Raw genomic sequence first — 26,472 nt, 5'->3', positions numbered from 1 at the left:
CAGGATTTTCACCTTATATTTTTCCTGGGATGTCACTTCTCCTGTAAATCCTCCGACACCTAGCTGGTCGAGCAGCACTTTGTACTATTTCCTCAATTATTTCTTTTACAGGCCCTTTGGCGACTTTTGCAGGCGGAATAATAATACTTGCAGAATCAAAGAACGCATCAAAACCTGTATGTTCTTCTACTGGGTCGCAATCATTAGGAGCATTTGCTGGCGTAGAATTCAGCAATAAAGCTAAACCAGCCCCGATGCAAGGGGCACAATATAGCTCTTTAGGTTCAATATTGCTCATTGGCTGCGTGGCGACCAAAGGGGTCGTTATCCCAACGCCAGACAATTTGGTTGTCACTGGCTCGGCTAATGCGTCGTGGGGTGTTGAGGTGATCCGTATGGATGTAATACTTCTCAACGCCGATATACGTGGCGTCAGTACCCCACCGCTTGGAGAGCCTGTCACTTTCACCGGCCCCCACAATTGTAGGCGCTGGCCCAAAATGCACACCCTGCTGGCCGGGCGTGCACACCGAAACCGGAAAGGTGTGCACGTGCTGCTGGCCAGCATGCATAATAATTAAAGTATTCCGCCCCTTATTTTTTGTAAAGGCACATTATAAGTTGCCATCAACAACATATGATATATTTACATTTCTCCATTTCTCAACCTTAGTTGGAATATCCTCATTCGGAGGATAATAAACAATAAGACTATTATTTGAATTCCATTCAATTTTTATATTTTTTGGCCCATGCAACGTAAATATCCAATCATCATATTTATCAGGATAAAAGCCTTCCTTCTCTACTCGAAGGCTTAATACTCTAACGTAAGGAGTAGTCGCGCCACAGTTCCTTTCAAAGGACGTTAGAATATAAGACTTATCAGGTGATGCATTCTCAAATAGCAATTCATTGCTACACAAATCAGGTCCGCATCCTGATAATAAAAAAACAAAGCCGATGATAATAACTATCCATGGCCTTTTAATACCCCATGCATTCACAGTACTCAATACCCTTTTTAACCTGTTCTTGATCAGCAGGATCATCACCATAAGGATATCCTCCATACGGACTACCCAAGTCTGTCCTTGTAGGGCCGGCTTCCTGATTTGCCCATCCAGCAAATCTATACAAAACTTGATCGGGGAATCCAAATGCAGAACCTATTGCCCCATAATTGAAGTTCCCGAAGTCTTCGTACTTTCTCCCTTTCTGTTTATAATCCCATGGCGCTTTTCCTCGTACCTGAGCTTTGAACCAGAAAGGATTATAACTACGATCAGCTATCCACATATTTATGTCGACAAAGGCCCCTGGTGGAGATGGTGGGACATTTCCACAGCGAGTTGGAGTCATCTCAGATGTGTAATAACCGCTAGGATATATTCCCAAAAACTTAGAAAATCACATCAGCCTATGAGAGCTAATTGGCTGATACAGAGTTTTGAAAACCCTCATATTTCCTGGCATTTTTTCTCAACCCATTCCTTTTTCCAATCAATTTCATAAGATTTTAATTGGCCTAATAAAGTGTCGTCCCTTTTAGCAATGTAAGAGTTAATTGCTTCAACTTTATGATGCTGAACATATTCAGCCAGTAACATCATTTGTTCATCAACAGAGAAACTTAGTTTTTCTAAGGCCTCCTCAAGACACCCACTTTCCAGATCTTCTTTTATCACCCGATACCTTTTAAGATGGTTGAAAGCCAACTCCCCTTGGGTAACATCAAGCACATAACTAATTCCCTGCTTCCCAACGGACACACCTATAAAGTAGGCAATAAGCATAGAAAACAAAATAGCTAAACTAAATAAGATACGATTTTTCATGCCACCATCCTCCGTTAATATTACTGTGTATTCAGGCCTCTACAATTAGGCTGTCCTGGGACGCAACGCATGACACATTCACACTTATCATCATTATTCGGGTCATAACTCGGACTGGCAACGTAAGGAGATCCTCGACCAATGGAGTAATATTCTTTTTCACCACAGTCACCATCCCGTTCACATCTCCAGCGTACACACATAGACCAACAATCAGGATGACCAGGCCACCACCCACACAAACCTTGGTCAATAGCATCCCCTATAGCTTCCATAGCAGAGGCACCTCGACTTCCCATACCAGGAGCTAAACCTAAAGGGTCAATATAAACAAGAGGGTTTGCATTGGCGTAAAGGTAGGTGTTTATGCCGCCTTGAAGACCAATCGGATCACTCTGAATATACCGTCCGGTACTGGGATCATAATCCCTGAAATAGTTGTAGTGTAACCCGCTTTCCTCATCGTAGTACTGCCCTGGGTAGCGCAGAGAGAAGGTGAATAGCTGACTGTCACCGTCCGGGTCTTCATTGGCTGTGTGGCGACCAAAGGGGTCGTTATCCCAACGCCAGACAATTTGGTTGTCGCTGGCTCGGCTAATGCGACGTGGGGTGTTGAGGTGATCAGTATGGATGTAATACACCGCAACACCACTGCCGGCGGGGCGCAGAGTCGCGACCGGGATATTGCCAAGCCAGACGGTTTCCTGAATGAGCTGGCCGTTGGCATCATATTCGCCTGCCAACTGACCGGCATCATCATAGACAAAGTAGCGTACACCGTTGTTGTTGCTTTTTCTTACTCTCTGTCCCAGTGCGTTGTAATCATACTGGGTAGTCTGGCCATAGCGGGTGGCGCTGCTCAGTCGCCCAGCATCATTGTAGGTATAAAGCGTATGGCCATCACCCAGGATGTTGCCGGCTGCGTCGTAGGTGTAAGTACGAGTAAGGCTGCCGTTTATGTGTGTCAAACGGTTGCTATCCAGCGCTTGGGTATATGTCGCTGGTGTACTGCCTGTTTCTGTCAGGCGGTTGCCGTTGGCATCGTAACTCCAGCTCTGGTTTAGCCCCGTCCCGGTGGCGGTGGTTAAACGGTCGAGCAGATCGTAACTGTAGGTGTGGCTTATGCCGGGAGGGTTGACCTCGTTCTGTTGAGTAATGCGGCGTGCGTCATCATAAAGGTACTGGGTTTGTCCACCACTGGTGATACCGGTCAGGTCGCCGTCGGTGTTGTAGTCGCGGTTGTGTGTAGTGCCATTTCCCCAGCTCCAGTGCTGAACTGGGCCAAAAGGTCGATATTGGATTGCGCTCAATAGAGGCGTAATGCCATTGAGGCTAATGCTGCTGATCTGTCCCGATGGGGTGTAGGTGTAATGCAGACTATTGCCTGAAGGCAGCGTCAGGCTCAGGCGCTGACCCGCTGCATTATAGGTGTAATCCTGGGCGAAGCTGTGTCCATCCAGGGTATGGGTACGATTGGCCACCTGCCCTTGCGCCGTATAAATCCAATCGAGGGTGCCGATGTGATCTGTGATATGAGTCAGCCGCCCCGTGCCATTAATCCCCTGGTCGTATACATAGGTATAGGTTTGGTCTGGGTAACTGAGTTGGGTTAACCGGTTAAGACTGTCATAACTGTAGGTCGCGGTAACGCCACGTGCATCGGTACTGCTGGCCAGATTACCAGCACTGTCGTGGGTGTATGTGGTATCTCCGGTGTCGGGGCTTTGTAGCAGGCTCAGGTCGCCCAACGCGTTATGGTGATAGTAGGTGGCATGGTTTAATGGATCGATAACGGCGATCAACTGATCCAATGCGTTATAGCTGTACTGAGTCACCTCGGTATTGGGGTCTGTCACCTGAGTCAGCCGGTTATGGGCGTCATAGGCGTACTGAGTGTCGCGGTTGAGCGGGGCTTGTGTCTCGGTCAGGTTGCCGTTGTTGTCATAGCTGTAGTGGGTTGTAACGGCAGGCGTACCGGCAGCGTCCAACGTCTGTACCAGGCGGTTCAGGGTGTTGAATGTTTGTGATTGGCGCATGGCCAGCGTGCTGGACGGATCGTAGCTTCGCGTCTGCGTCTGGTTGCCCAGTGCATCCAGAGTATATTCAATGTGATTGCCTTGGCTATCTTCCAATCGCGTCAGACGCTGGGCGGCATCATAGGTATAGGTCAGTGTGCTGCCGTCGGGTTGTGTCAGGGTGTGCAGCAGCCCGGTTGGCCAATAGATCAGAGTTGTGGTTTCTGTCCCTTGGGTATAGGCAATCAAACGCAGGCGCAGATCATAGGTGAACGTGGTGACCAGGCCGTTGGCATCGGTGATGCTCAGGGGTTGGCCATGGGCGTTGTAGCTGTTGATCTGTGTTGTGTGATTCAGGGCATTGGTTATGGTTTTCACCCGACCGCACTCGGCCCCGGTGGTGCACGCGTAATAGCTGTAGGTGGTGATATCGCTGATATCGGTGCGTGGTCCATCCGCGGTCAAGACACGCCCTTGATTGTCATATGTCCAGCTCCAGGTACGTGATAGTGGTGGCGTTTGACCCATATCGGTCAGAGTACGGCTTATTAAATGACCGTTGCTGTCATAGCTGTACTCTGTACGTCGATTTCCCTCATCCACTTGTACAGGCAGGCGATACGTTGGGTGCCAAGTAGTGCTGATAGTACGCTCAACCGCTGTGCCGCTGGCTTCGGTACGGATTGTGGGCAGGTTGCGGTTCAGGTCGTAGGTATACTGGGTCGGAACGTTATTGAAATCGACCCGCTGGCTGACATTGCCCTGAGCGTCATACTGACGAGCTTGCGCGGCACCGCCGCAGGTATTACATGCCTGGGAAATACCCGTATTCTTCAGAGTATCGAGAATGCTGCTATAGGTGAATGTGCGTGAAGCACCCAAAGCATCGGTCAGAGTTCGCTCGCCATTAGCGGCGTAGCTGATGCTGACTTCTCCTGCACCACCGCTGTGTGATGAGCGAACGGCTCGACCTTGTGTGTCGTATTCAAAGTCGGCAAAGCGAGTGTTATTTTCATCAATGATGCCCGTTAAGGCTCGTGGAAGGTTGGCTCCGGCTGTCAGGCTGCTCTCGTTATAACGATACTGGCGGCTGCTGTTGTCGGCGTAGGTAGTACTGATCAGGCGGTTGTTGGCATCGTAGGAAAACGTGATGGGCTCGCCAGCCGGATCTGTTACGGATGCAATACGCCCATGGGTATCGTAGGCCAGCGTAAGCGTGCGGCCATCGGTATCGGTGACAGTCTGCAAGCGATTTTGGGTGTCATAGGACAGGTGATGCGTCTGCCCGGCACGAGATGTGATGGATATCAGTCGCCCTTGCGCCGCATAGCGCTCGATGGTGTCATCAGAGGTTGTGAGCGTCCACCCACTGGTATTGCCGTTGCCGTCAGTTTGGCGTTGCAACCGGTAATTTTGGTCTGCATCAGGTTGCCAGATTCCACCCGTCAAGTTGAAGTTATAGCGTTTCCCGTCTGCTCGATACAGTTTGACACGAGAAGGAGAACCGCTGCCAAGGCCGGTTACCACCAATGAACGTTGGTAATGATGACGCCAGTTGTCCCCCAGCGGTCCACTTTCTTGGCTGAGTGCATTGTAATGTCGGATAAATTGCAGCGGCTGCGCACCCGTACCAACATAATCCTGCTCTTGCTGATATTTATTACCGGTCGCACTATTAATGGGGTTGCTGCCATTGGAAGGACACTCAGGGACGCCGGCATTTTTGGGTTGACAGTACCCCGAGTCATCAACGCTGCCTTCGGGGCAGGCGTCGGGAGAGCCGGTAGCCATATGGGTGACGGGGCCCATGGCGGTTGTTACCCAATAAAAGGCCAGTTTTCGCTCGATAACAAACTGACACCGTGCCTCTTGGCCCGAAAGGTACTCATTGACTGAAAGCGATTTGTAACGGTATTGAATTGATGGGTTTGCAGTACGCAGTGCCTGAATGCGGGCTTCTACCTCGCCATTGACACAGGCAGCTGTTGCCGTTGGCCAAGCGCCTGGGGCATACGTATTGGTCCACTCAATTTCAGCGAAGGTCGTTGATGAGAGGCATATGGACAGGGTTAGAGCACTGATTTGGCCTATTCGATAAGGCAACGTGACCCGCTTCGTCGCGGGAGCGTTGTTCCAATAGCCAGAACGATAAATATTGGCAGATGTGCGACGCAACATCATGGCGCTTCCTCCTTGAATGTATAGAGTGTGCATCCTGCACACTTTGCCTGTCGGCGAGATTCAATCTTTCATAGATTGAGTATAAATGCAAACGATCCCGAATCACACCTCATCAGCGGCGGCGTAAATCCAGCACTGCGCACCTGACTTCAGCTGGGCCGCAACCCGCACGTAATCGTCAACCTCGTAATCATCCGCCTGCGCCAGCTCCGCATCCGTCAGCTCGAATACCGTGCCCTGCACCTCATCCGCCGCATTGCCCGTGTAACGCAGAATGGGATGAAACGCCTTGCCACTCTCACGCAGCACCCGCTCATCCGTGATCTCGACCTCACCGATGATATAGCCCTGCAGGGTATCGGGCTGACCGCTCAGCTCGCGGCCAAAGTTGGCGACCTGAACCGATGGCTGCTGCAGGGTGCCGTAGGAGAACAGTGATGGCATGTTGGGACTCCGATAGTGCTATTGAGTTGTTTAATCTGGTTTCCAATCCGACCTGGTCAGACGATACAGGCGGACATCCCACCCAGCATAACGCGTTTCAATGAAATTGCTGAACCCAAGTTTTTCCAGTATGTGTATTGAGGCTGCGTGCTCATTCTTTGGCAAGCCGGTAGCCAATTTCAACCTCATCACATCCATCAACCGTCGTGCGACTCAACCCGCAGTAGCCAATCAGCCTGCCGGACGGCTTCTCGATAACAGCCCACTGGCCATAACCAAGCTCGTCGTATGAGTGGGTACACCAATCAATAAACTCAGCTGTTTGCGCTTCGCTCAATGGGCCTTTACTGGAGTACTCCATGACATCCGGGTCAGACAGTATCGGCATGAGGGTCTTAACATCGGAAAATTCAAACGTTCTGATTTCAAGCCTGTTGGTTGCCGTTAGATACATGTGTGAAACCGACCACGTATTCTGAAACCATCTCTCATGTTCAATCCCATTAATGTCAAATTCACAGCGCCAGCAATCAACTCAATGGCTTGTACCACATAAAAGCGGGTATCCAAAACACCTGCAGATGCCCACAGGTTGAGTAATACGGCACACGGGATCAGTATCAGGATTCCGTTCATACCTATAAAGGGCATTCTCTTTTTCTTCCGAAAAACAAGCACGCCGTTTCTACCCTTGGCCAAGGCGAAACCACTCGCCCCCGTGAATGCAATTGACGGCACAAGAATCAACAGACCTGGCCATACAATTAAGCGTTTCACTGTTGATATGGACTCAACAGAACCAAAGAGCTCAACCAACACTGTTGCCGAGAAAAACGTCGCCATGCAGGCCATGGCAATAGCCGCTGCGAAACGATGGACGATGAGCATCAGGGTTTCCTCCAAGAAACACGATTGGTAACATGTTGTCATTGTGCAAAGAGCACCTCTTAATGTCAACATGTTGTCAATTCCACAGGGATTACCAATGAACGAGTCTCATAAAGGCCCAATCTTCACCGATATTGTGCTGGAAGTGTTTAAACTGGGAGGACTGCTAGTCAGCGAAGGCGATCAAATGGGCGCAGAGTTCGGCATTACAAGCGCCCGTTGGAAGATACTGGGGGCCCTTGCACTATCGGACGAACCGCAAACCGTACCTCAAATTGCGAGGAGCATGGGGCTGACGCGACAAGCGGTACAGCGACTTGTGGATGCCATGCACGACGATGCACTGTTACTGTTCAGCGAAAACCCGGGCCATAAGCGCGCCAAATGGATTAGCCTCTCGGAACGTGGGAAAACGGTTTTCTCGAAACTGAGTGAAAAACAGTCGGGGTGGGCCGCCCAATGCTCAGAAGGTATCAGCGCAACCGAGCTGGAAACTGCACTGTCTGTACTGAAGCGTATCGCTCGCGCCATTGACCACTAGACATGCCCCGGTATTCGGCCCATTTGTCCCCCTCTTTACAGCCCTTCTTTTGCCCGCTGAATCGCAGCCTCAATGGCTCGCTTCGCTTGTGGGCTGTTTTTCCAGCAGGTTGTCCTCAGCATTGAAGCAACCATTTCCGCTATATCATCTGCCTTATAGGTCGCCAACTCGGAAAGCGACTCTATACCGATCTCCTCAAAACGTTGCACAACGGTGTTGCCAACGCCTTTTACCGACAACAGTGCTTCTTTCTCCAGGCTGGAAAACCCCATATAAACTCCATTCCATTCAATATTTATACGCCATTATGGCGTGTATCCATTGCTGCAAAAAATCGTTTATTCTGGCAATCCCTCGAACGTTGGCACCTCTTCTGACGTCTTCTCCCAGTTGGCCTTGCTGGACGAAAAGATGTGCGCCGTTGGCAATATGGACACTTCAGTGTCCAAAGATCCTGCCGGCACGATAAGCACACCGGCCGCCTGAGTATTGGGCAATGCCGAGCCACAGAATTTGCAAAAACTCTTGCTGTGACGAGTCCCTGGCAACGTAAACGAGGTCACGGCATCAGCACCCGACAGCCAGCTCAGTTTAGCCGACTGTGAAAACAGACTGGCCGCATGAGCCGACCCCGTATCTTTTTTACAGTGCTGACAATGACACAGGTAAAAGCTGTCAAACTCCCCTTCTACCTTGAAGTGCACTGTGCCACACAAACAGGAACCGAGATGTTCTGCCATGACCTTTCCCCTATAACCTGTGAGTGAAATATACAAACAACCCTGCAGGAGCCGACAGGCCCTCCATCCTCTCAACCTTAACGCGCCCGTTTTTCTTCAAAACTTCCACCCGTTCGTTCAAGAGCTGTGGCTGTGCTCTGGGTATCGTCCACTCATGCCGGCTTTATCCCGTCCAACGTGGATGACGCCATCGCCACTTCTGCAGTGGCCATCCAGTGACTCGTTATAAACATAAAAGAGAGAGTACACCATGACTATGCAAGTAACCCACAGCAAAACCCCCTTGGTCACCCAACTCGACGCTATGGTGATCGGTGCCGGTGTCGCAGGCCTGTACCAGCTACATAAGCTACGTGAAATGGGACTGAATGTACGCGGTTATGAAGCGGGTACCGGTGTCGGCGGCACCTGGTACTGGAACCGCTACCCTGGCGCCCGTTTCGACTCCCAGGCAGAGATCTATCAATACTGGTTTTCCGAGGAGCTTTATAAATCCTGGCAGCCCAGCGAGCGCTTCCCTGCTCAGCCCGAAACCGAGCAGTGGCTCAATTTCGTGGCGGATCGCCTCGACCTGAAAAAGGATATTCAGTTCTCCACCCGTATCGTATCCGCCCACTACAGCGAAGACACCGGGCGTTGGACCGTCATCACAGATGCCGGCGAAACCATCGACACTCAGTTTCTCATCGCTTGTTGCGGTATGCTCTCTGCACCGCTGAAAGACCGTTTCCCGGGCCAGGCCAGCTTCAACGGCGAGATACACCACACCGGTCTGTGGCCCAAGCAAGGTGTAGATTTCACCGGCAAGCGGGTGGCAGTCATCGGTACCGGTGCCACCGGTATCCAAGTGATTCAATCCATCGCACCCCAAGTGGAGTCATTGAAAGTCTTCGTGCGCACACCGCAGTACATTGTGCCGATGAAAAACTACAAGTACTCCAAAGAGGAATGGGCCAAATGGGGTGAACGCTTCCATGAACTGAAATCCCGCGTACGCCAGACTTTCGCCGGTTTCGACTACGACTTTGAAGCACCACCCTGGGCCGACCTTACGCCAGAAGAACGCACCGATATCCTGGAACAGCATTGGCAGGAGGGCTCACTGTCACTGTGGCTGGCGACTTTCCCAGAGATTTTTTACGACGAAGCAGTCAGCGAAGAAGTGTCCAAATTCGTTCGTGCCAAAATGCGGGAGCGGCTGCATAACGACCCCAAACTGTGCGACTTGCTGATCCCCACCGATTACGGTTTCGGTACCCACCGCGTACCATTGGAGAACAAGTACCTCGAAGTCTATCTGCAAGACAATGTAGAGGCTGTGGACTGTCGCACGGCACCGATCGAAGAGATAGTCCCCGAGGGGATCCGTACTGCCGACGGCAAAATCCATGAGGTGGATGTCATCGTTCTGGCAGTTGGCTTCGATGCCGGCTCAGGAGCGCTGAGCCGCATCGATATCCGCGGTCGCGATGGCCGCGCGCTGAAACAGCAGTGGCAGCAGGAAATCCGTACAGCCATGGGGCTACAGGTCCACGGTTACCCGAACCTGTTCACCACCGGTGCTCCGCTGGCACCGTCCGCCGCACTGTGCAACATGACCACTTGCTTACAGCAACAGGTGGACTGGATCACCGGCTGCATCGACCACGCCCTGAAAAACGACAAGCAAACGGTTGAAGCGACCAAAGAGTTCGAGGATGCCTGGGTCGAACACCACGACGAGGTTGCATCGAAGACTCTGGTAGTCAAAACCGACTCCTGGTACATGGGCTCCAATGTGGATGGCAAACCGCGCCGCCTGCTCTCCTACATCGGCGGGGTGGGCAATTATCACAAGCGTTGCGACGCAATTGCGGCCGAGGGCTACCCCGGTTTTTCGATGTCCTGAGGTGTTTTCACCGTTACGCGGAAATCGCCGGCGGTACCCCGTCGGCGCATCCCCCGAGCCACACGTGCCGTATGTAAGGAGATGTATCGTGAACAACTACTATTCGCAACAGAATCATGGTCCCTTTGAGCTGATTGGTATCGGCGACCTGCAACTTGAGGAGGGCGGTACATTGCCCGACTGCAGACTCGCCGTCTCGCTACATGGCCAACTCAACGCCGCTAAAGACAACGCGATTCTGGTACCAACCTGGTATTCAGGCACCAGCAAAATCATGGAACAGGTCTACATCGGTACTGGGCGGGCACTGGACCCGGATAAATATTTTATCATCTGCGTGAATCAAATCGGCGGCGGACTCTCCACCTCGCCAAGCAATAGCAACGGTCCCGACTTTCCCCAGATACGCATCGGTGACGATGTCCGCGCCCAATACCGCCTGCTGACTGAACATTTCGGCCTGACCAGCCTTGCCCTGGTCGTCGGCGGCTCGATGGGTGCTCAACAAACCTACGAGTGGGCAGTACGCTACCCGGAATTCGTCAAACGCGCCGCCCCCATGGCCGGTACGGCGAGGAACACCGAGCATGATTTTCTGTTTACTGAAACTTTGATTGATGCCATCACCACCGATCCAGGTTTTCACAAGGGCCTATACCACTCACCAGAACAGGTCGCTGCCGGCCTGAGGCGCCATGCCCAATTATGGACTGTTATGGGCTGGAGCACCGAGTTCTTCCGCACCAGACGCCATCAGGCACTGGGCTTTGCTTCGATGGCAGAGTTTGTGGACACCTTCATGACCGGCTACTTCGCCTCGATGGATCCGAACAACCTGCTGTGCATGGCGTGGAAGTGGCAACGCGGCGATGTCAGCCGCCACACCGCTGGCGACCTGCCCGCTGCGCTGGGACGCATAAAAGCCAAGACCTACGTGATGCCGATTAGCCATGACATGTTCTTCCCCGTCAGCGACTGCCAGACTGAACAGCTGTTGATCTCCGGCAGTGAATTCCGCCCGCTTCAAAGTGTCGATGGTCATCTGGGTCTATTCGGCACAGATGCGCAGATGGTGGCACAATTTGGCGCTAACATCCGAGAGCTGTTGGCTACGCCGGTCGTCTGAGGCTGGCATACGGTTCGCCTGTTTGGATCAATCATCCAATCATGTTGACCCAACACCCGTGACGACACTGTTCCGGGTACCCGGAACAAATAGCCCCAAAGTGTCATGGCATACTGCAGCGTTCAATGGCACTGTGGGGCTTGGATGGGTGGCAACACCCATCTCCCACTAACGGTATCGATTAAAATAAAAAACCATCCGGGCCGCTGGTCAATGAGGGTAACAATGCCGCAGCCAACCCTCTCCTGACCTGCAGGCAGCTGTGGCAGCAGGCCCTTGTACCGGGGCAAAACTTCAGAGTGAGGCAGCCGCTTCCCGCCTGAATAGCTGCGCAGAGTACGCGCCAGCCCGGCGAGGATAGTTCTATGCCGAAAGTCATCACTCCGGACGAGCTTCTCAAGTGGGTTCCGGGAAAACTACTGACCAGCAGTGCCTCTCTGGGCTGGAAAGACGTTGCCCAGCGCTCCTACCTGTACAAGGGACAGGAGGTGTCGATTCCCCCTCTCGATCACTTCATGATCGTACGCTACCGGAACGGTCATACCCCCATGTACCGCCAACTGGAAGACAGCAAAGGCACCCGCACCACCTGCGTACCGGGCGACATATCCCTGTTGACCAACGCCCAGAACTCGCACTGGCACTGGACCCAGGATATTGAGGTCGCCCACGTTTACCTGTCCAACGCCCTGATGTCTCGAGTTGCCTGCGACGTTCTCGACCGTTCAGTAGAGGATGTACGTCTACACGACGTATTGCAGTTACAGGACCCAGTCCTCAATGCAATCACAGATGCTATCAATACTGAGGTGCGCACCAACGGCTTGGGCGGTGCACTGTATGTCGAAGCACTGGGCATGCAGATGGCGGTACACCTGTTACGCCGCTACGCCAGCGTAACCTTTAGCGACCCCGCTGATGTCGGCGGATTGACACCGTGCCAGAAACGTCGCCTGGGCGATTACATTGAGTCCCACCTGCACAGCAGCATACGGTTAGAAGATTTGGCCCAAGAAGTTGGACTTGGGGTATGGACCTTCTCGCGCAAATTCAAGGAGAGCTTTGCCTCCTCACCTCATGCGTTCGTCACCGAACAACGCGTGCAGAAAGCACGTACCCTTCTGGCAGAGGGACGCCTTGCAATAAAGGAGGTCGCCTACATGTGCGGCTTTTCTGACCAGGCCCATCTGACCCGGGTGATGCGGCTTAGGCTAGGCACCACACCAGGACAATTGAGGGGGAACTGTAGAGAACGCTGACCGCTGCGAGGTTTACCCTGGCTGCTCGGTCGACCAGACCGGACATCGGGTTCTCCCCCGTTGAAGCAACAGTTACAAAGCTGCCTCATAGTTGATCAAATCCACGTCAGCCGCCTCTGTGCGCAGCGGAATAAGCGCCTGATAGGCTTCCGAGCTGTACCAGTCATCTAACGCTTGAGCATCTGGAAAGCGAATCACAACCACATCAGTATGGACGTGAGACCCACTCAGTACAGTCTTCGTTTTCCCCCTGAACATCAAGTCCGCGCTCCAGGGCGCCAAGGTCGCCGGCACTTGATGTCGGTATTCGGCCCATTTGTCATCATCTTTCACTGTAATGTGACCAATCACGTATGCAGGCATGCTCATATCCTTATTCGGGTGATGCGTTTTCCGCATTGTTAAGACCGCGGTTGAAGGGACTGTTTTTCCTTGAAGTATAGATACAATGGAAGCCCGAACGACACGCCAACAGACAGCGTTCCAAGCACTGCAAAATATCGGTATCTCACTTTATTTTTATGACCGTCTACAACGATAAAGCCCAGCAAAGCAACACCTGCTACTAAAACATCAAGCCAAGCAAACATACTGATAGGGTTAGCCACAGCTTCATTAAAAAAAAGACCAATATCTAAGCCATTATCAACCAACCAAGGAATAAAAGCCCCATACGGCAGAAAAAAACCCAATAACACAAGAACCAAATAAAACCTTACCATTTCGCTATCCTTGCAAATCTTCAGCAATAATATTTAGTTTCTTGACCACTGAAAAAACAGCCACATTTATTGCTACCAGAGTGTATAAAATTCCATAATGATCGGCGGCAACGAAATTTCTTCAATGCCAATTTTTTTATTCTAACGGGTGCCGTTTCCATAGGCTAAAAGACTATGCTCCACTGCGAACCAGACGCACTGCCAGTGGAAACCCTTTGGTGTGACCATCAACGGTTCCGTCGAAGAAATCAATGAAGTAAATGAGTAATGGCATTTCCTCAATGCGGGTATCACTCCAATACGGCGAACCCTCTTCAGAATTTACCACTCTTGGGAACACCTCGGAATTAATCGCCGGGTTGAAACATCTCTGTTCGACAATACTATCAAGCTCTTGAATCGTTGGAACACGCCAACCGCCACCGAGCGTCTGTGCAAACTGTTTTGCTGCATCTAATCCCAGCAGCTGTACTTCACCGATGCAACCGGCATCATTCACCCAAGTGGTACCCACACTGCAACGGCTCCACGTCAATTTCGTTTGCCGGTCATAGGCTTCGCTGCCGTTGATAACGAAACGTGAAGACGGGGTGCTTTCGGCAATGCTTTCATCACAATCAGCCAAAACGACACTTGAAATCGCCCATGACGCGAATGCCAAAAACGTAATAACTTTTTTCATAATCTGCTACCTTGCACCCCATTCAACCGACACTTTAATGATCGGCTCCATTGTCGATGGTCAGCGGTTAGATACCTTTCCATTGTGAAGTTCACTGACGGTACTCCATTTCTTTGTATTTCATTTTTTCTAGCCACAGGGAAACCTAAGCGCTCGAAAAACAGCGTTGCAGCACGCGAAGCCTCGGCGTACAAAAGCTGGTAGCCTATGGCGGTTTGTCAGGGACTATTTACCCGCTGCAGCATGAACGACACACGCTCATCGGGCGTACCGCGTGGGACTTCCAGCGTCTCGTAACCCCATTCCGAATACCACGTTCTCATACCTTCGAAAACGTCTACGGACTCTTCAAAAGTCTGGTCGCGCTCTGAGTCTGTAGTGTAGATTTCTTCCCATGGAGGAAGCAAAAATACAATGCCGTTATATGGAAATTGGCTTACGTACTGCGAGATTTCATTGCGCGTTAAGGCTTGCGCCTCATCAAGCATATACAGCGCATCGAGCACGCCACGATCAAAGAACACAGGATGGTCGTAAGCTCTTAGCTCTCGATACTTCTTGATATCCGAACGCAGTATCTCGTGGGCGAAAGCCTCCGGATCTGGCCGAGGTGTTAACCCTGCTGCCAACCGCTCCTTGATTATTCTGCGGGCCGATTCCGGCACTCCGTGATAGCCCCGTTTCGCCAGGGCACTAAGAATTGTACTTTTGCCACCACCGGGGCCGCCGGTGATTACGAATCGATGGTTCATTTCAGCCCATTTCAGAGTAGTGTTTGTCCGGCCACCTACATTTGCTGCCTAAACATGGTTTCAAGCGAAGCCTGCAACGCCTTTACCAAGTCCAGATCGTTGTTTGCTCGGGCAGCTTCAATACCTGAACGTGCCTTCTCAACGAAATTGATACGCGTGGTGTCTGTAGCCATATCGACCGGCTGACCGGTCACCGCCGATATTTTCATGGTCATTCCCATGAAGGGTGAGCTCTCATCAAGCGACATTTCACCGCTACGGATTTGGTCGTTCATCCAATCAAACATTTCCTTTCGCGTCATGCTTGTGAAATCAACCTGTTTAGCGGTGTCCGTTTTGGTTATGGCTGCGGTTAGTGCAGAAGAGAATGATCCGGCGTTGGCACTCGCATCCGTGGATGTCTGGGCTCGTTGCATGGTGTAAGCGTGATTTGACTCTGTGTTGACCTTCATAAGAACACCCTTTGCTAACTCCTGTATCAAAGCGTACTTTACTCGTGCAGGCTCGCAAAGTACGCAGCTGCTTTTTTTCAGGAAGTGCATCTATTCTGTTAAAAACCAACAGGTCGACTCCCGCCGGAGCTATATTTTTCATGACTTAAAGCAAGACCGTATTTGTCGACGCTGCACGAGCGCTGCCAGCAGCCAGGGATTGGCCGGGCTGGGCCAGAGCTCGCCGCCATCATCAGACGGCGGCCGACCTCCTGGCCCTGACAGCTGTCATCGCCCCCATCTTAGAGATCTCGAACCGCTGTTCTCCCCGCTTGGCCAGCGCGCAGCAACCGATGATGTTGCCACCGGAACGCGCAAACCAGATGTATCGCCCCTTGGCCAGGTAGTAGCCTTCCGGGTTGTCCAAGGCCTGCTGCATTTCCTTAAAACCCAGACCGATAGCATCTCCCAACAAATCGATGAGCATCTGAAGCCCAGGGCAAATTGCCCAATGTGGCCATCATTGCCTGCATGCGCAAGCTGATCGTGGTGCTGAGTACCATGCCTAAGAATGAGACACGATGGGGCTAAAATATATGGCTTATATATTCAACTAGACCCCACAGTCGCCTGTTAGCTTTCAGCCTATATATCATTTTTGTAGTAAAGCCATGCGCCTAGTGCGAGGAGCAGATCAATTAAAATAAAAAACCCAACCATGACAATAAATGAAGCAATAGAATCTGAAAGAAATATTGAAAAAATTGAGCTAATAAAAAGCATCAAAGGAAAATGATTTCTAAAATAGGTTTCTCCCTTAAAGCGACGATGCCTATACAAAAGCAAATCCAAAAATGAATTCATATAACCTCCGAACCCCAGAATTGCTAACGCCTTGCATAGCGGCGCGAGGTACGAACGTCCAGCGGCGCAGGCACGAACTGCTGCAATTTGCTAGATGCTTTCTTCATGTTAGATTTAACCCACCATCTGAAAGCACAATTTCACCAGTTAAATAGGAGCTGTTGATTAGCATGCCAGCAACGTAGGCAATCTCCTCTGGCTCTGCACCACGCTTCATAGGTGCTTTAGTTGCCCAAAGTTCGCGAGCCGCTGACCAGTTTTCGCTCATGGGGGTATGAACTAAGCCTGGGGCTATAGCGTTGACCCTGATTTCAGGCCCTAGATTCAAAGCCAAGAGTTTTGTCATATGGTTGAGCGCAGCCTTAGTTACTGAATATGGAATTGATGCTCCTTTGGGGCGTACACCTGCATGAGAGCTGATGTTAAGAATACAGCTAGTTGCATCTTCGGAAGATGAATTTTTCAACAAGTGCTCAGCTTCAGAGATCAGTGTCCATGGAGAAATAACATTAACTTCATGAAGCATTCGCCATATTTCAGGAGTAGCAGCCTTTAGATTTGAATGATCTATAACTTCAGTCAATGCTGCATTATTTACTAACACATCCAGACGCCCATACCTGAAGGCAATATCTTCAATTAGGCCTTTCGATTCAGCTTGATTTGATAGGTCCGCTTGGAAATAAGAAGCGCCTTCGTTCAGTGATGCTAGGCGCTGGCCAACTTCTACGGATGAACGCGAATGGAAAACAACGGAAAAACCTTCCGAAGCAAGTTGGTTGGCAATAGCCTTGCCAATTCCTGATGTTGAACCTGTAACTAATGCGACTCTCTTTTTCATTTAACTCAGTCTTATATATGTGTTTGGTGATGGGCTTAGTCTAAAGATTAATCTAAGAGGCGGGCTTCAGCGCGTCCCAGCGAATAAAGTGAGCGGCTTGAGCGAATAAAGTGAGCGGCTTGAGCGAATTGTATGGATAATTTCAAGTATCACTCACGAGTTTAATAACCTTTAGATGGCGGACCTTCCAGATACTGAGGTAGATCATCGGCTATTTCTAGCCACGGCTGCTTGGATGATACCCAAAAATGCATATCAGGATTGAAAAGTGATGAGTCATCAAGACTACCTGCCGTTAACCCAATGACTCCAGCAGGTGTACGCCGAGAAAAAATGCTCGAACCACAACGCGAGCAAGAGCCTCTCTCAAGCGTTTCAGACGAATAAAATGTACTTACTGGACCCGTGATAGACACATCATCAAGTCTCATTAGCACACGTGCGTTAAAAGCAGCACCAATAGCTTTTTGGCACTCTTGGCAGTGACACACTCTCTGATTCAACGGATCAGCCGTTGTTTCATAACGGACTGCTCCGCATAGGCACCCGCCTCGAAATATAGTCATTGGGCAAACCTCCTTGACTAGTTGTGGGTATTGAGGAGGTTGTTCACGCCGGTTAAGTTCGAGATGCTGGTTATCGCCAAACAAACAGCACAGTACAACCGACATGAACACCCCCCCATAAGAATGCACGAACCACGCCCCATATTCGAGCCCTGATCATTGATCGCGCCATACGTTAGCAGTGTGGTGAGCTGATACAGAAGTTGCGCCTGACACTCAAGTGGGCCGCCAGGCAGATCGCAAACTGCCTGATGACCGATAACGGCCAAGCCTATCGTTCCCGTCGCTTCAATGCGGTGTTGCAACGAGAAGGGATTAAGCATGTGTACATGCGCCCCTACACGCCCAAGACGAATGGCACGGTAGATCAGCCCCAGCCATAGACTGCATGATCGGTTCGATCCGGGCGTCATGCCTGACATTCAGAACCCGGAGTTTGGCTGTTCAAGAAACACTTTTTCGTCTTCAGTTGACGTACGACCCAGAATTTTATTTCGATGGGGATAGCGGCCAAACCGGTCGATAATGGCTTTATGCCTGCATTCAAAATCAAGGCTATTTTGAATGCCCAACGCTTCATACAATTTGACAGCTTCTGCGTGGATCAGCTTTGACTCACTGTGCATGAACGGCATGTACAGAAAAGAACACTGAATAGCAGACAGCTGTCTGTCCAGATTTTTTGATATTGCACATTGTGCCAGCACAAGCGCCATAGGATCACAGGCAAATGCGTCGGGTGTGTCACGGTAGATATTGCGCGAGAACTGATCAAGAACGATAACCTCGGCGAGACTGCCAAGAGCCGTTTCGCGCCATGTAAACAGCTCTCCGACCCTGGCCTGCTCATGAAGCGCGCCAAAACGGCGCTGGATCATGGAATCCAGGTCGCCATCCTTTTGCCACCACTGTTTTGGCTCAAGCTCGTTGAACCAAAAATCTATAACATCCTTAAACATGTGGCTCCCCTGCTCTGCCGAAACGCCATAGCACGTAACAGTCTAGTACAGATGGGCGCTCAATCCGGCAGCCCGTCGAACGTTGGCACCTCTTCTGACACCTCTTCCCAGTTGGCCTTGCTGGACGAAAAGATGTGTGCCGTTAGCAATATGGACACGTCAGTGTCCAACAATCCCGCCGGTACGATACGAGATGTTCGGTCATGACTGCCTCCTTAGATGGATCAGTACCACCGGGTTGCCATTGTAGTCGATGCGCTGCTCAACGTCGTATGGCCGGAAACCGAGCGTTGGATAAAACAGCAACCCGGCAGTGTTTTGATTAAAGCACGACACTGAAACCGCCTTTGCGTGATGCTTCTCAAAGCCCAGCTTGACCATATGGTTGATCAGACAGCGGCCCACACCAGCACCTCTGACATCAGATGCCACAACAACATTGCCGATTGAGCACAGCCCGTCTTTCCAACGGTAAAAATTCGCAAACGCCACCACTCTTCCCTCGATTTCAACCACAGTCGAATCAGAACGCGTTTCTATGCTCTGACGTAACGTGTCTTCCGACAGTGGGTAAACTGCACTTGGGAAGCAGTAAAAAAGCTCCTCTCGTGTTTTCGGGAGCTTACAAATCTCGGGGATATCGTTGTTTCTTACTTCTCGCAGGTACATAAGCCGATCCTTGGAATTTGACTCCTGTTGCATTTGTTAGCTATTCACCCAATCGAGGCCAAGAACTTTTCTTTTTCTTTTTTAAAATCATTAGACTCTACAAGCCTGAGTTTAGCATCATTAAACTCTTGATCTGATAACGCACCTATAGCGAAAAGTTTTTCTAGTTTTTCGAGCAAATCTAATAATGGAGTTTGTAAAGATATATGCAACCCTGCGTTGCTTTCGTTCTTTTTATCACTAAGCTCTTTGATCCATTTGTTAGCAAGACTTGCCATAACTTTGACTGTTGATTTATGGCAGTTGTCAATAACCAACATCCTGCTTCCTAGATCGACTGATATTTTCCCCAGCATAAATCCCTGAGAAGCCGATACAGCCTGCACACGGTCGTGCCGAATACTTTGGGAGTCAACTGAACTGGAGAGCATTGCAGCGTCAAGAAAAAGAAACCTGTCGCTTGTAAGTATCACCAGCCATGTATTGGTTCCGAAGTCGAATGAATTGGAAGTTTCGCTTTGATCCATGATACCAGATGTCAAGGCAAAAACGACCTCATCTTCTTCCAAATATTCCGGCAACACTTTCAGCTCTTTTTTTGTGCCAAAAGAGTCAAAGTTAACTTCATTGAGTTCACATATAGATTTCCAATCCTGGGCTTTAGTGTACTCGGCATATTTCTCGTAATTATCCATAATATCCTCGTTTTTTATTCGAGCTAACGCTCCATTAACGCGCGCCGACCGGAGCGTAGTGAAGCGAATAAAATGCGCGACAGCCATGAGCGTAACGAAGTGCAGGTTGGCGTCGCTGTTGAACGGTTTGTTATATTCTACTTAGGTAAAGAGTTCAACACACCAACGATGAAACTGAATACAGTATTTCCAGACACTCCATAAACGGTGTTTTCTACAAGTTTTCTCAAAGTGATTAGTGTATCTTTATCGCTTTTATATCGCATAACCTCGGTCTCTATAAGCTCTTTAGTCTTGTCATCTAGACCGTTGTCGATTCCATCTTGAATTAAACCTAAAAGATCTCCAGGAAGATTTTTATATTTTTTAAGCTCTCTAGACAATTCTCTTTGCGCAAAACTCAAGCTGGAGCAAATTGTTTTTTGCAAATCACTTAATTGAGTTTCGAGGTTTTCGACTCTAGATCTAAAATTATCATTTTCCGCTTGATACATTAACAATATTTTTTCACTATTTCTGAGCTCTAATGCAGCCATTTCTAGCTTCATCTCAAGTCGTTCTGCATCCAACCTATTATCTAAAACTTCGTTGGCTTTCTTTTGGCCCACAACAACTTGTCCAAACTCATTTAAGGACTTTTCAATACTCTCAACTTCTCCTGAAGGACTTTCAATTATAAGCTTGACCACATTACCACTCTGTTCTATTTTAACCTTCGCTTGTGTGCCCTTGTACTTTTGATGAAGGAAATCATTAAAATATGACAGAATAGAAAGTCCAGCACTTGCTTGATGAGGTTCAAATACAATGGATTTTGAAAGGTTAACAATATCATAGTCACTCTCATCCATAAGGTTTTCAAATTCAAGATCAGGAAATCCTGTAAGTACGACTATTACTTCGAATTCTCCATTCAAACCTCGATCTATTACAGTACCTACTACTACCGTTGCTTCATCACCAACAACTTCCTCTAATTTATCGCCTACCGTTGTAAACTCCCCAAGTGACATATCCGCATCTGAAGTTATACAAAGAAGGCAGCCTTTGGCTTTATCAAGTTGACTGCTTTTAAGTAAAGGAGATTTTAATAATTCCACCATTGATTCTTCGGCTCTTAGATCGCCTTTAACTTTTGAAAAACCAACGACACTCAGCCCCATATTAGCAATCACCAGCCTAAGATCGGCAAAGTCTACATTTATCATTCCCGGCTTAATCAGTAGATTTACCATTCCCTTAACAACTGCTTCGAAATGCTTATTTGAGCTTGCAAATAGATCTTCGGGTTTAGCTATTACATGCTTATCCGCCTCTGACATCAAAAATTTGTCATTTTCAATACACATCAGAGAGTCAGTATATGCAGACAAGATCTTATAAGATTTTTGGGCGATATTCACCTTTCTGCGCCCTTCAAATTCGAATGGAAAAGAAAAGAGACCCACACAAAGAATATTATTTTCTTTGACTGTCTTTGCCACATAAGGAGCTACTTTACTTCCAGTATCACCACCTAATCCAGACACAATAAAGACTATGTCTTTTCCTCTAATTTCGTTAACCAGTTTTCCCTTAGTAAAGTGCACATGGTCAGAGATGTGAAAGTGATTGTCAGTATTCTCTGTTAGGTTATTTAGAAATGAATTTGAACTATGAACATATAGAACATCAAAACAATCAAGAGAATTCAGGACTAGAGAGATCTTATGCGCAATCTTACACCCAACTGTCCCAACCCCTATTAGTGCTATAGATATTTTTTGTTCAATATGGTCTACAAGTTCAAACATGATCCTGACTCATAAAATATAACGCTTCTATGTGCGGCAACCGAAACGCAGTGTAGGTTGTCCCACACCATTGACTTGTTAGCCATTTTGCTTGCCAAAATAATATCCTACGATAAGGCCAATTATTCCAGAGAAAACCCCAGAAAAATCTTTTAGGATTGATAGTCCATCTCTTGGGTCTAGAAATCCAAGAACCATGACCAAGGCTATGCAAATACAACAGAATAGAAAGCCTCCGATTACGCCAAAGGCAATAATTTGTCTTACTCGTTCGTCGGTCACTGTAATGTACCTCCGTTTTCAACAACTATCTCATCTAGAGCGGAAAGAATCTTTTGATACTCGGCGTCACTAGCTCTTTCAATTTCTTTGTCTCGCCATTCAAATGATAGCGGAGCCTTTTCTTTTACATCCACTTTGAGAATTAAAAAATGTCTTTTAGGATTTGATCTGTCGATATCAAACCAAGCAACATATTTTCTTTTTTCCAGCCATGTGGCCAACCCTTTCTTTTCTCCATCATACTCTCGTAGTGTTGACGAGATATAGCCACGAGAATAATTGCGCTTGTCCACACCATACCCTAAATCTGTAAGTACTTTTTCGAAATTTCGATAAAGATTTTCATATTCAATGTTTCCGTATGTTCGATCAGGTTGAGATGCTCGATCCATCAAAGAAGCGCACCCTGAAATGACTAAAAAAACAGCTACTAAAAAAGGAGTTGCAATTGTTCTCATGGTCTATCCTTGATGGCTAACGCCGTGCTTTGCGGCTGTTTTGGAGCGAAGCGGAAAAACAGTCCGACAAAAGCACCTTGTTATGTGACGCACGCAGCGGAGTTAAGAACATTCTTTCATCCATTCCTTTAGCTTGATAAAGTCTATTAGACTTATCTGATGCCTGAAATTCTTGGAAAACTCAACGGCATCTGGAGAGTAATAAGAAGAAGTTATCATTATTCCTGCGGTGACTCTATCGGCTGAAATAGTCCCAGCTAACTCCCGAACGAGATTAACTCCAACAGGATTTGTTGGTGCATATTTTTTGCACTCAACATAATACATAAAATTACCTATATCTGTATGATTGGCAATTATTAAATCTTTGCCTCCATCTCTAGTTGCCTTCGTAAGGTCAACCTCATATCCACGCTTAACCATAAGCTCTGCCACCATCTCTTCAAATTGACGCGGTGTTAGGCCATGCATTGCATCTGGGTTATATTTAATTCTCTCAAGAATGCTCTTATTTACGATACGAATATCGTTCGAAACTTGAACAAACTCAGGTGTTAATTCTGTTACTATTTTTCCTTTCAGATTAGACAGACTTTTGTATTCAATATTTTCGGAAATTAACCTAAATATTCCGTCAAGACTATAGAGACTTTCGTTCAAATACTGAGCAACTAGCTTTAGCAAGAATGGATTGCCTTTGGTCAGGCTTGTTATTCTAACTAAATCTTTTTCTGGGATTTTATTAGAAAGAGTATTTAGAAGAAGCTGAATGGAGTCGCTGTTTGGTAATACACCCAATCGTATGTGCTGCTGAGGCCTAAATTTATTTAGAAAATCTGGGAATGCCCCCACAAGGATGAATTGCTTTTTTGGGTAGTTGTTTATGAATTTTGAAACTTTGTCTTCCTGCCCTAGTGTAAAATCGAAACTTAGATCTTCGATAACGACTAGCTCTATTTCATTTCCAATATTTGAAAACTCTTCGTGGTAACGTGGAAGACTAACTACTTCAGTTTTATTTTTAAACTCGGCTTTATGCTTTCCTATAAATGCACGCCATAGACAGGTTTTACCCGTAGCGTTGTTGCCTGATATAGCCACAACCCTATCTTTTCTTATTAAGATCGATTTTTTCAGAAGTTCTAGTTCTTCTTCTCTACCGAAAAAAGTCTGATATTCGAAGTCAGAATCTAGCCCTCCTAAAACCCCATGCTTTTTCATAGACTTCTTACTCAGGTCTCCTTACCACATAACGCTCACATAAAAGGCGGAGCGTCAGCGACGTCCAGCGAAACGCAGTGGAGCGATTTTTGATGTGATTGTTATATTTTTTAGCACCCATCTAGGCGCCTCTCCACGTTTAAATATTTTGAATGCTCTGTGGCTTGTAACGTAATTATAGCGTTTTCAATGACACAGAAAGTACCAGCTACGGGCAACCTGCAAACATGCTCAGTGCAGACCCCACCATAATTTTTTACAAACTCTACAACACCTTCAAAACCCGAACTCGACATATATTTTTCGTTAAGCAGGATTTCTAAATTGTTGTAATTGAGACTCCCGTCTGGCTTAGTTAAAAGGTCTATTGCCATTTGTTTTCGATTATCAATTGCTATCGAAAAGTATACAGCTACAGCCAAGCTAATTATTACAGTTACTCCGATAGAGCCTAGAACGACAATCCTTCTCCTTTGCACATTACCTCCGTGAAATATAACGCTCGCAATAAACGGCGCGAGGAACGAGCGTCCGGCGACCGCAGGGAGCGAATTTAATTGCTTTGTTAGTTCATTCACGACGAGCCAATAGAAGTCCAACCCCAGCACTGCCAAGTAGTCCGGCACAAATTCTGTTGAACAGGCGACGCATAGAAGGGCGGGAGAACCAATGGCGCAATGCTTTGCCAAAAAACGCATACCCAGCTATAGCTACCCACTCAAGCATTAAAAATAGCACGCCTAGAATCAAAAACTGATACCCAACAGAACCCGCTGGATCAACAAACTGAGGCAGGAAAGCCGTAAAAATCAAAATGGCTTTGGGGTTTCCAGCCGCCAGCAAAAACTCCTGTCTCGCCAGTTGAAAGAAGCTCTTTTCTTCCAGTGCCTCGCTATCGCCCTGTGTTGGATCTGCGGTCCATAGCTGATAGGCAAGCCAAAGTAGATAGACTCCTCCGGCGACTTTTATGGCGAGAAACAGTTTTTCCGACGTATACAGCACTGTTGCCAGCCCTGTAGCAGCCAGCGTGATCATACCTACAAATGCAACCAGCCGACCAATACCAGCATAGCAAGCGGTCCTGATGCCATAACGCTTTGCATTCGCCATCGAAAGAAGGTTATTGGGACCAGGCGCCATGTTCAAAGCAAAGCATGCTGGTATGAATAGCAAAATAGTCATTAGTGACACGGTTTACTCCCCTTATAGAACTAACGTTTAGTTAACGTGCCGCTGAAAGCGCAAAAAAATATACGTTGGCACAGAGTTCATGATGAGTCACCGATACTCCCCCTTTCAAGGTCACGTTCAACGCCTTGTTGGACATAATCGCTTACTGCCAATGCCCCGTCTTCTTTTATAAAGGAAATTCCTTTTGCTTGCCTTCGCCAACGTTCTCCCAGCAACTCTGCGGACGCACCACAGGCCTTACAACACAACAACACCTGCTCCACAGGAGCAGTACATCGAATCTTTAACCCCGCCAAGTTGCCCTGTTGCGCCAGCACCTGCTCGTGCCGCTTCCTGGCCGCCGGGGCGTATAGTCCGTAGTACCGCACCGTGTGTACGCCTTTAGCCGGGACATGCTGCAACAACCGCTGGATCATCTGCCACGGCGTTAATTTCTGTTGCTTGATGCGCTTGTCCCGGTGATCAAGGTAGCTCATCTCCAGCCGTTGCCCGTCCCAACGCTTGATCTGTTCAGGCTTCAACGGCCCACCTTTACAGTATCTGGCCAGGTACAGCATGACTCCGCGTCCATGCGTGTAGCGCTCCTCAATTCGAACACTCCACTCTTTCCTGTACAGGCTGCGGTGCTGTCGCCAGAAAGCTTCTGCACTCAGATCTGGTGGTAGGACCAGACGTTTGTCATCAGCTGCGTCCTTGAGCAGGGCTTGCACCTTGCCACGGTAATAGCGCCTCAATACCGCACTTGGGAGCAGGTAGTCACCAACATCTTTCCACTCACCAGACTTCATCAGGCCACCGGCCGTCACCAAACAGTGCGTATGCGGGTGCAGCGTCAGTTGCCGTCCCCAGGTGTGCAGGGCCATCAAAATACCGGGGCGAATGCCGCCATACTTCTTATCCGCCAGCAACTCCTGCAAGGCTTCCTGACCAGCTCGGAACAGTAGCCGTGCAAACAATCCTTCGTTATACCGCCACAGCGGCAAATACTCATGCGGCAACGTAAAGATCACGTGAAAGTGCGGCACGTCTAACAGGCGTTGCTTCTGTGCCTCAATCCAGTCTTTACGGTGCTTCTGCGCACACACATAACAGCTGCGGTGACGGCAGGAGTGACACTGTTCCCATCGCTTCTGACAGTCCGGGCAGGCGTAATAACTCACCCCCATATCCCGCGTTCTACAATACGTAATGGATGTGATCGCCCGCCGGTTTTTCCGTGGCTGAGGCGATTCATCCAACGCCGCTTTATACGACTGAAATAGCCGTTGCATCGCTCTATTCGGCATGTCCCTATGCCTCTTTAAAATCTCGCACTCCACCGCGAAGCGGTTATGTTCAACAGCCTATTTATGAGGTAAACCTCATAATAATTATTAGCGGGTATACCTTTTAATTTTTCCGCTCCATCCATAACCCACTGATTTTA

34 protein-coding genes are annotated in these 26,472 nt (G+C 48.7%); 5 read left to right on the top strand and 29 right to left on the bottom strand.

Annotated elements, in window-relative coordinates:
- Positions 1-13: 13 nt before the first annotated feature.
- The 9 genes from ACAM29_RS04680 to ACAM29_RS04640 all read right to left on the bottom strand — a co-directional run bounded on the left by ACAM29_RS04680 (position 14) and on the right by ACAM29_RS04640 (position 7,366).
- Complete coding sequence (locus tag ACAM29_RS04680; RefSeq protein ID WP_369623376.1) at positions 14-298, bottom strand: hypothetical protein; 285 nt, start codon at positions 296-298, stop codon at positions 14-16.
- Positions 285-572, bottom strand: a complete 288-nt coding sequence (locus ACAM29_RS04675) for a hypothetical protein (protein ID WP_369623375.1) — start codon at positions 570-572, stop codon at positions 285-287. The genes ACAM29_RS04680 and ACAM29_RS04675 overlap by 14 nt, the downstream gene beginning before the upstream one ends.
- A 42-nt stretch (positions 573-614) precedes the next feature.
- Positions 615-1,058, bottom strand: a complete 444-nt coding sequence (locus ACAM29_RS04670) for a hypothetical protein (RefSeq protein ID WP_369625163.1) — start codon at positions 1,056-1,058, stop codon at positions 615-617.
- Positions 988-1,299, bottom strand: coding sequence for a polymorphic toxin type 44 domain-containing protein (locus ACAM29_RS04665; RefSeq protein ID WP_369625118.1), 312 nt, complete (start codon positions 1,297-1,299; stop codon positions 988-990). The genes ACAM29_RS04670 and ACAM29_RS04665 overlap by 71 nt, the downstream gene beginning before the upstream one ends.
- 161 nt (positions 1,300-1,460) lie before the next feature.
- A complete protein-coding gene (locus ACAM29_RS04660) occupies positions 1,461-1,838 on the bottom strand; it encodes a hypothetical protein (protein WP_369623374.1) in 378 nt (125 codons plus the stop codon).
- A 20-nt stretch (positions 1,839-1,858) separates the two neighbouring features.
- The gene (locus tag ACAM29_RS04655; RefSeq protein ID WP_369623373.1) at positions 1,859-6,034 is read right to left on the bottom strand and encodes an RHS repeat-associated core domain-containing protein; all 4,176 of its coding nucleotides are present in this window, start codon (positions 6,032-6,034) and stop codon (positions 1,859-1,861) included.
- A gap of 102 nt (positions 6,035-6,136) precedes the next feature.
- Positions 6,137-6,478, bottom strand: coding sequence for a gamma-glutamylcyclotransferase family protein (locus tag ACAM29_RS04650; protein WP_091828058.1), 342 nt, complete (start codon positions 6,476-6,478; stop codon positions 6,137-6,139).
- 151 nt (positions 6,479-6,629) lie between these two features.
- Positions 6,630-6,932 carry a GNAT family N-acetyltransferase gene (locus tag ACAM29_RS04645; RefSeq protein WP_369623372.1) on the bottom strand — a complete coding sequence of 101 codons (303 nt, stop codon included), beginning with the start codon at positions 6,930-6,932 and terminating at the stop codon, positions 6,630-6,632.
- Positions 6,923-7,366 carry a hypothetical protein gene (locus ACAM29_RS04640; RefSeq protein WP_369623371.1) on the bottom strand — a complete coding sequence of 148 codons (444 nt, stop codon included), beginning with the start codon at positions 7,364-7,366 and terminating at the stop codon, positions 6,923-6,925. The genes ACAM29_RS04645 and ACAM29_RS04640 overlap by 10 nt, the downstream gene beginning before the upstream one ends.
- A gap of 97 nt (positions 7,367-7,463) precedes the next feature.
- Between ACAM29_RS04640 and ACAM29_RS04635 the strand changes: the two genes are divergently transcribed.
- A complete protein-coding gene (locus tag ACAM29_RS04635; RefSeq protein WP_354411833.1) occupies positions 7,464-7,907 on the top strand; it encodes a MarR family transcriptional regulator in 444 nt (147 codons plus the stop codon).
- A 35-nt stretch (positions 7,908-7,942) separates the two neighbouring features.
- On the opposite strand, the gene ACAM29_RS04630 is transcribed toward ACAM29_RS04635, so the two are convergent.
- Positions 7,943-8,179, bottom strand: a complete 237-nt coding sequence (locus ACAM29_RS04630; RefSeq protein ID WP_354411836.1) for a helix-hairpin-helix domain-containing protein — start codon at positions 8,177-8,179, stop codon at positions 7,943-7,945.
- Between the two features lie 66 nt (positions 8,180-8,245).
- Positions 8,246-8,647, bottom strand: coding sequence for a GFA family protein (locus ACAM29_RS04625; protein ID WP_369623370.1), 402 nt, complete (start codon positions 8,645-8,647; stop codon positions 8,246-8,248).
- A 250-nt stretch (positions 8,648-8,897) separates the two neighbouring features.
- On the opposite strand from ACAM29_RS04625, the gene ACAM29_RS04620 reads away from it, so the two are divergent.
- From ACAM29_RS04620 to ACAM29_RS04610, 3 genes are all read left to right on the top strand, one after another.
- The gene (locus tag ACAM29_RS04620) at positions 8,898-10,535 is read left to right on the top strand and encodes a flavin-containing monooxygenase (RefSeq protein WP_369623369.1); all 1,638 of its coding nucleotides are present in this window, start codon (positions 8,898-8,900) and stop codon (positions 10,533-10,535) included.
- A gap of 88 nt (positions 10,536-10,623) precedes the next feature.
- Positions 10,624-11,661 carry an alpha/beta fold hydrolase gene (locus ACAM29_RS04615; protein WP_369623368.1) on the top strand — a complete coding sequence of 346 codons (1,038 nt, stop codon included), beginning with the start codon at positions 10,624-10,626 and terminating at the stop codon, positions 11,659-11,661.
- 365 nt (positions 11,662-12,026) lie between these two features.
- Positions 12,027-12,920, top strand: a complete 894-nt coding sequence (locus tag ACAM29_RS04610; RefSeq protein ID WP_369623367.1) for a helix-turn-helix domain-containing protein — start codon at positions 12,027-12,029, stop codon at positions 12,918-12,920.
- A 72-nt stretch (positions 12,921-12,992) separates the two neighbouring features.
- On the opposite strand, the gene ACAM29_RS04605 is transcribed toward ACAM29_RS04610, so the two are convergent.
- From ACAM29_RS04605 to ACAM29_RS04570, 8 genes are all read right to left on the bottom strand, one after another.
- Positions 12,993-13,283, bottom strand: a complete 291-nt coding sequence (locus tag ACAM29_RS04605; RefSeq protein WP_369623366.1) for a DUF1330 domain-containing protein — start codon at positions 13,281-13,283, stop codon at positions 12,993-12,995.
- Positions 13,284-13,321: 38 nt separating this feature from the next.
- Positions 13,322-13,642, bottom strand: coding sequence for a DUF2834 domain-containing protein (locus tag ACAM29_RS04600; RefSeq protein WP_091828067.1), 321 nt, complete (start codon positions 13,640-13,642; stop codon positions 13,322-13,324).
- 172 nt (positions 13,643-13,814) lie between these two features.
- A complete protein-coding gene (locus ACAM29_RS04595; protein ID WP_369623365.1) occupies positions 13,815-14,324 on the bottom strand; it encodes a DUF1566 domain-containing protein in 510 nt (169 codons plus the stop codon).
- Positions 14,325-14,542: 218 nt separating this feature from the next.
- Positions 14,543-15,076, bottom strand: coding sequence for an AAA family ATPase (locus ACAM29_RS04590; RefSeq protein WP_369623364.1), 534 nt, complete (start codon positions 15,074-15,076; stop codon positions 14,543-14,545).
- A gap of 35 nt (positions 15,077-15,111) precedes the next feature.
- Positions 15,112-15,528, bottom strand: coding sequence for a hypothetical protein (locus ACAM29_RS04585; RefSeq protein WP_369623363.1), 417 nt, complete (start codon positions 15,526-15,528; stop codon positions 15,112-15,114).
- A gap of 232 nt (positions 15,529-15,760) precedes the next feature.
- Complete coding sequence (locus ACAM29_RS04580) at positions 15,761-15,994, bottom strand: hypothetical protein (RefSeq protein WP_369623362.1); 234 nt, start codon at positions 15,992-15,994, stop codon at positions 15,761-15,763.
- A gap of 480 nt (positions 15,995-16,474) precedes the next feature.
- Positions 16,475-17,212, bottom strand: coding sequence for an SDR family NAD(P)-dependent oxidoreductase (locus tag ACAM29_RS04575; RefSeq protein ID WP_369623361.1), 738 nt, complete (start codon positions 17,210-17,212; stop codon positions 16,475-16,477).
- Positions 17,213-17,373: 161 nt separating this feature from the next.
- Entirely contained in the window at positions 17,374-17,778 is a 405-nt protein-coding gene (locus ACAM29_RS04570; protein WP_369623360.1) for a GFA family protein, read from the bottom strand.
- Between the two features lie 203 nt (positions 17,779-17,981).
- Between ACAM29_RS04570 and ACAM29_RS04565 the strand changes: the two genes are divergently transcribed.
- Positions 17,982-18,161 (top strand): DDE-type integrase/transposase/recombinase, encoded by a 180-nt coding sequence (locus ACAM29_RS04565; RefSeq protein WP_175527720.1) that lies wholly within the window; start codon positions 17,982-17,984, stop codon positions 18,159-18,161.
- A gap of 39 nt (positions 18,162-18,200) precedes the next feature.
- On the opposite strand, the gene ACAM29_RS04560 is transcribed toward ACAM29_RS04565, so the two are convergent.
- From ACAM29_RS04560 to ACAM29_RS04515, 10 genes are all read right to left on the bottom strand, one after another.
- Entirely contained in the window at positions 18,201-18,737 is a 537-nt protein-coding gene (locus tag ACAM29_RS04560) for a DUF924 family protein (RefSeq protein WP_369623359.1), read from the bottom strand.
- A 201-nt stretch (positions 18,738-18,938) separates the two neighbouring features.
- Positions 18,939-19,406 carry an N-acetyltransferase family protein gene (locus ACAM29_RS04555; protein WP_369623358.1) on the bottom strand — a complete coding sequence of 156 codons (468 nt, stop codon included), beginning with the start codon at positions 19,404-19,406 and terminating at the stop codon, positions 18,939-18,941.
- A 44-nt stretch (positions 19,407-19,450) separates the two neighbouring features.
- Positions 19,451-20,101: a PH domain-containing protein gene (locus tag ACAM29_RS04550; protein ID WP_369623357.1), complete on the bottom strand. Its 651-nt coding sequence runs from the start codon at positions 20,099-20,101 to the stop codon at positions 19,451-19,453.
- Between the two features lie 137 nt (positions 20,102-20,238).
- Positions 20,239-21,894: a cell division protein FtsZ gene (locus tag ACAM29_RS04545; RefSeq protein WP_369623356.1), complete on the bottom strand. Its 1,656-nt coding sequence runs from the start codon at positions 21,892-21,894 to the stop codon at positions 20,239-20,241.
- Positions 21,895-21,972: 78 nt separating this feature from the next.
- Positions 21,973-22,176: a hypothetical protein gene (locus tag ACAM29_RS04540; RefSeq protein ID WP_369623355.1), complete on the bottom strand. Its 204-nt coding sequence runs from the start codon at positions 22,174-22,176 to the stop codon at positions 21,973-21,975.
- Positions 22,173-22,634 (bottom strand): hypothetical protein, encoded by a 462-nt coding sequence (locus ACAM29_RS04535; RefSeq protein ID WP_369623354.1) that lies wholly within the window; start codon positions 22,632-22,634, stop codon positions 22,173-22,175. Before ACAM29_RS04535 ends, ACAM29_RS04540 begins: the two co-directional genes overlap by 4 nt.
- 102 nt (positions 22,635-22,736) lie before the next feature.
- A complete protein-coding gene (locus tag ACAM29_RS04530) occupies positions 22,737-23,855 on the bottom strand; it encodes a restriction endonuclease (RefSeq protein ID WP_369623353.1) in 1,119 nt (372 codons plus the stop codon).
- 110 nt (positions 23,856-23,965) lie between these two features.
- Positions 23,966-24,334: a hypothetical protein gene (locus tag ACAM29_RS04525; RefSeq protein ID WP_369623352.1), complete on the bottom strand. Its 369-nt coding sequence runs from the start codon at positions 24,332-24,334 to the stop codon at positions 23,966-23,968.
- 91 nt (positions 24,335-24,425) lie between these two features.
- Positions 24,426-25,046, bottom strand: a complete 621-nt coding sequence (locus tag ACAM29_RS04520) for a LysE family translocator (protein ID WP_369623351.1) — start codon at positions 25,044-25,046, stop codon at positions 24,426-24,428.
- Positions 25,047-25,123: 77 nt separating this feature from the next.
- A complete protein-coding gene (locus ACAM29_RS04515; protein WP_369625117.1) occupies positions 25,124-26,317 on the bottom strand; it encodes a transposase in 1,194 nt (397 codons plus the stop codon).
- Between the last annotated feature and the right edge of the window lie 155 nt (positions 26,318-26,472).

The organism is Marinobacterium sp. BA1 (genome assembly GCF_041155135.1).
Classification (GTDB): Bacteria; Pseudomonadota; Gammaproteobacteria; order Pseudomonadales; family Balneatricaceae; genus Marinobacterium; species Marinobacterium iners.
The sequence above is the reverse complement of the archived record's forward strand: the minus strand, read 5'-3'. Positions and strand labels throughout refer to the sequence as shown.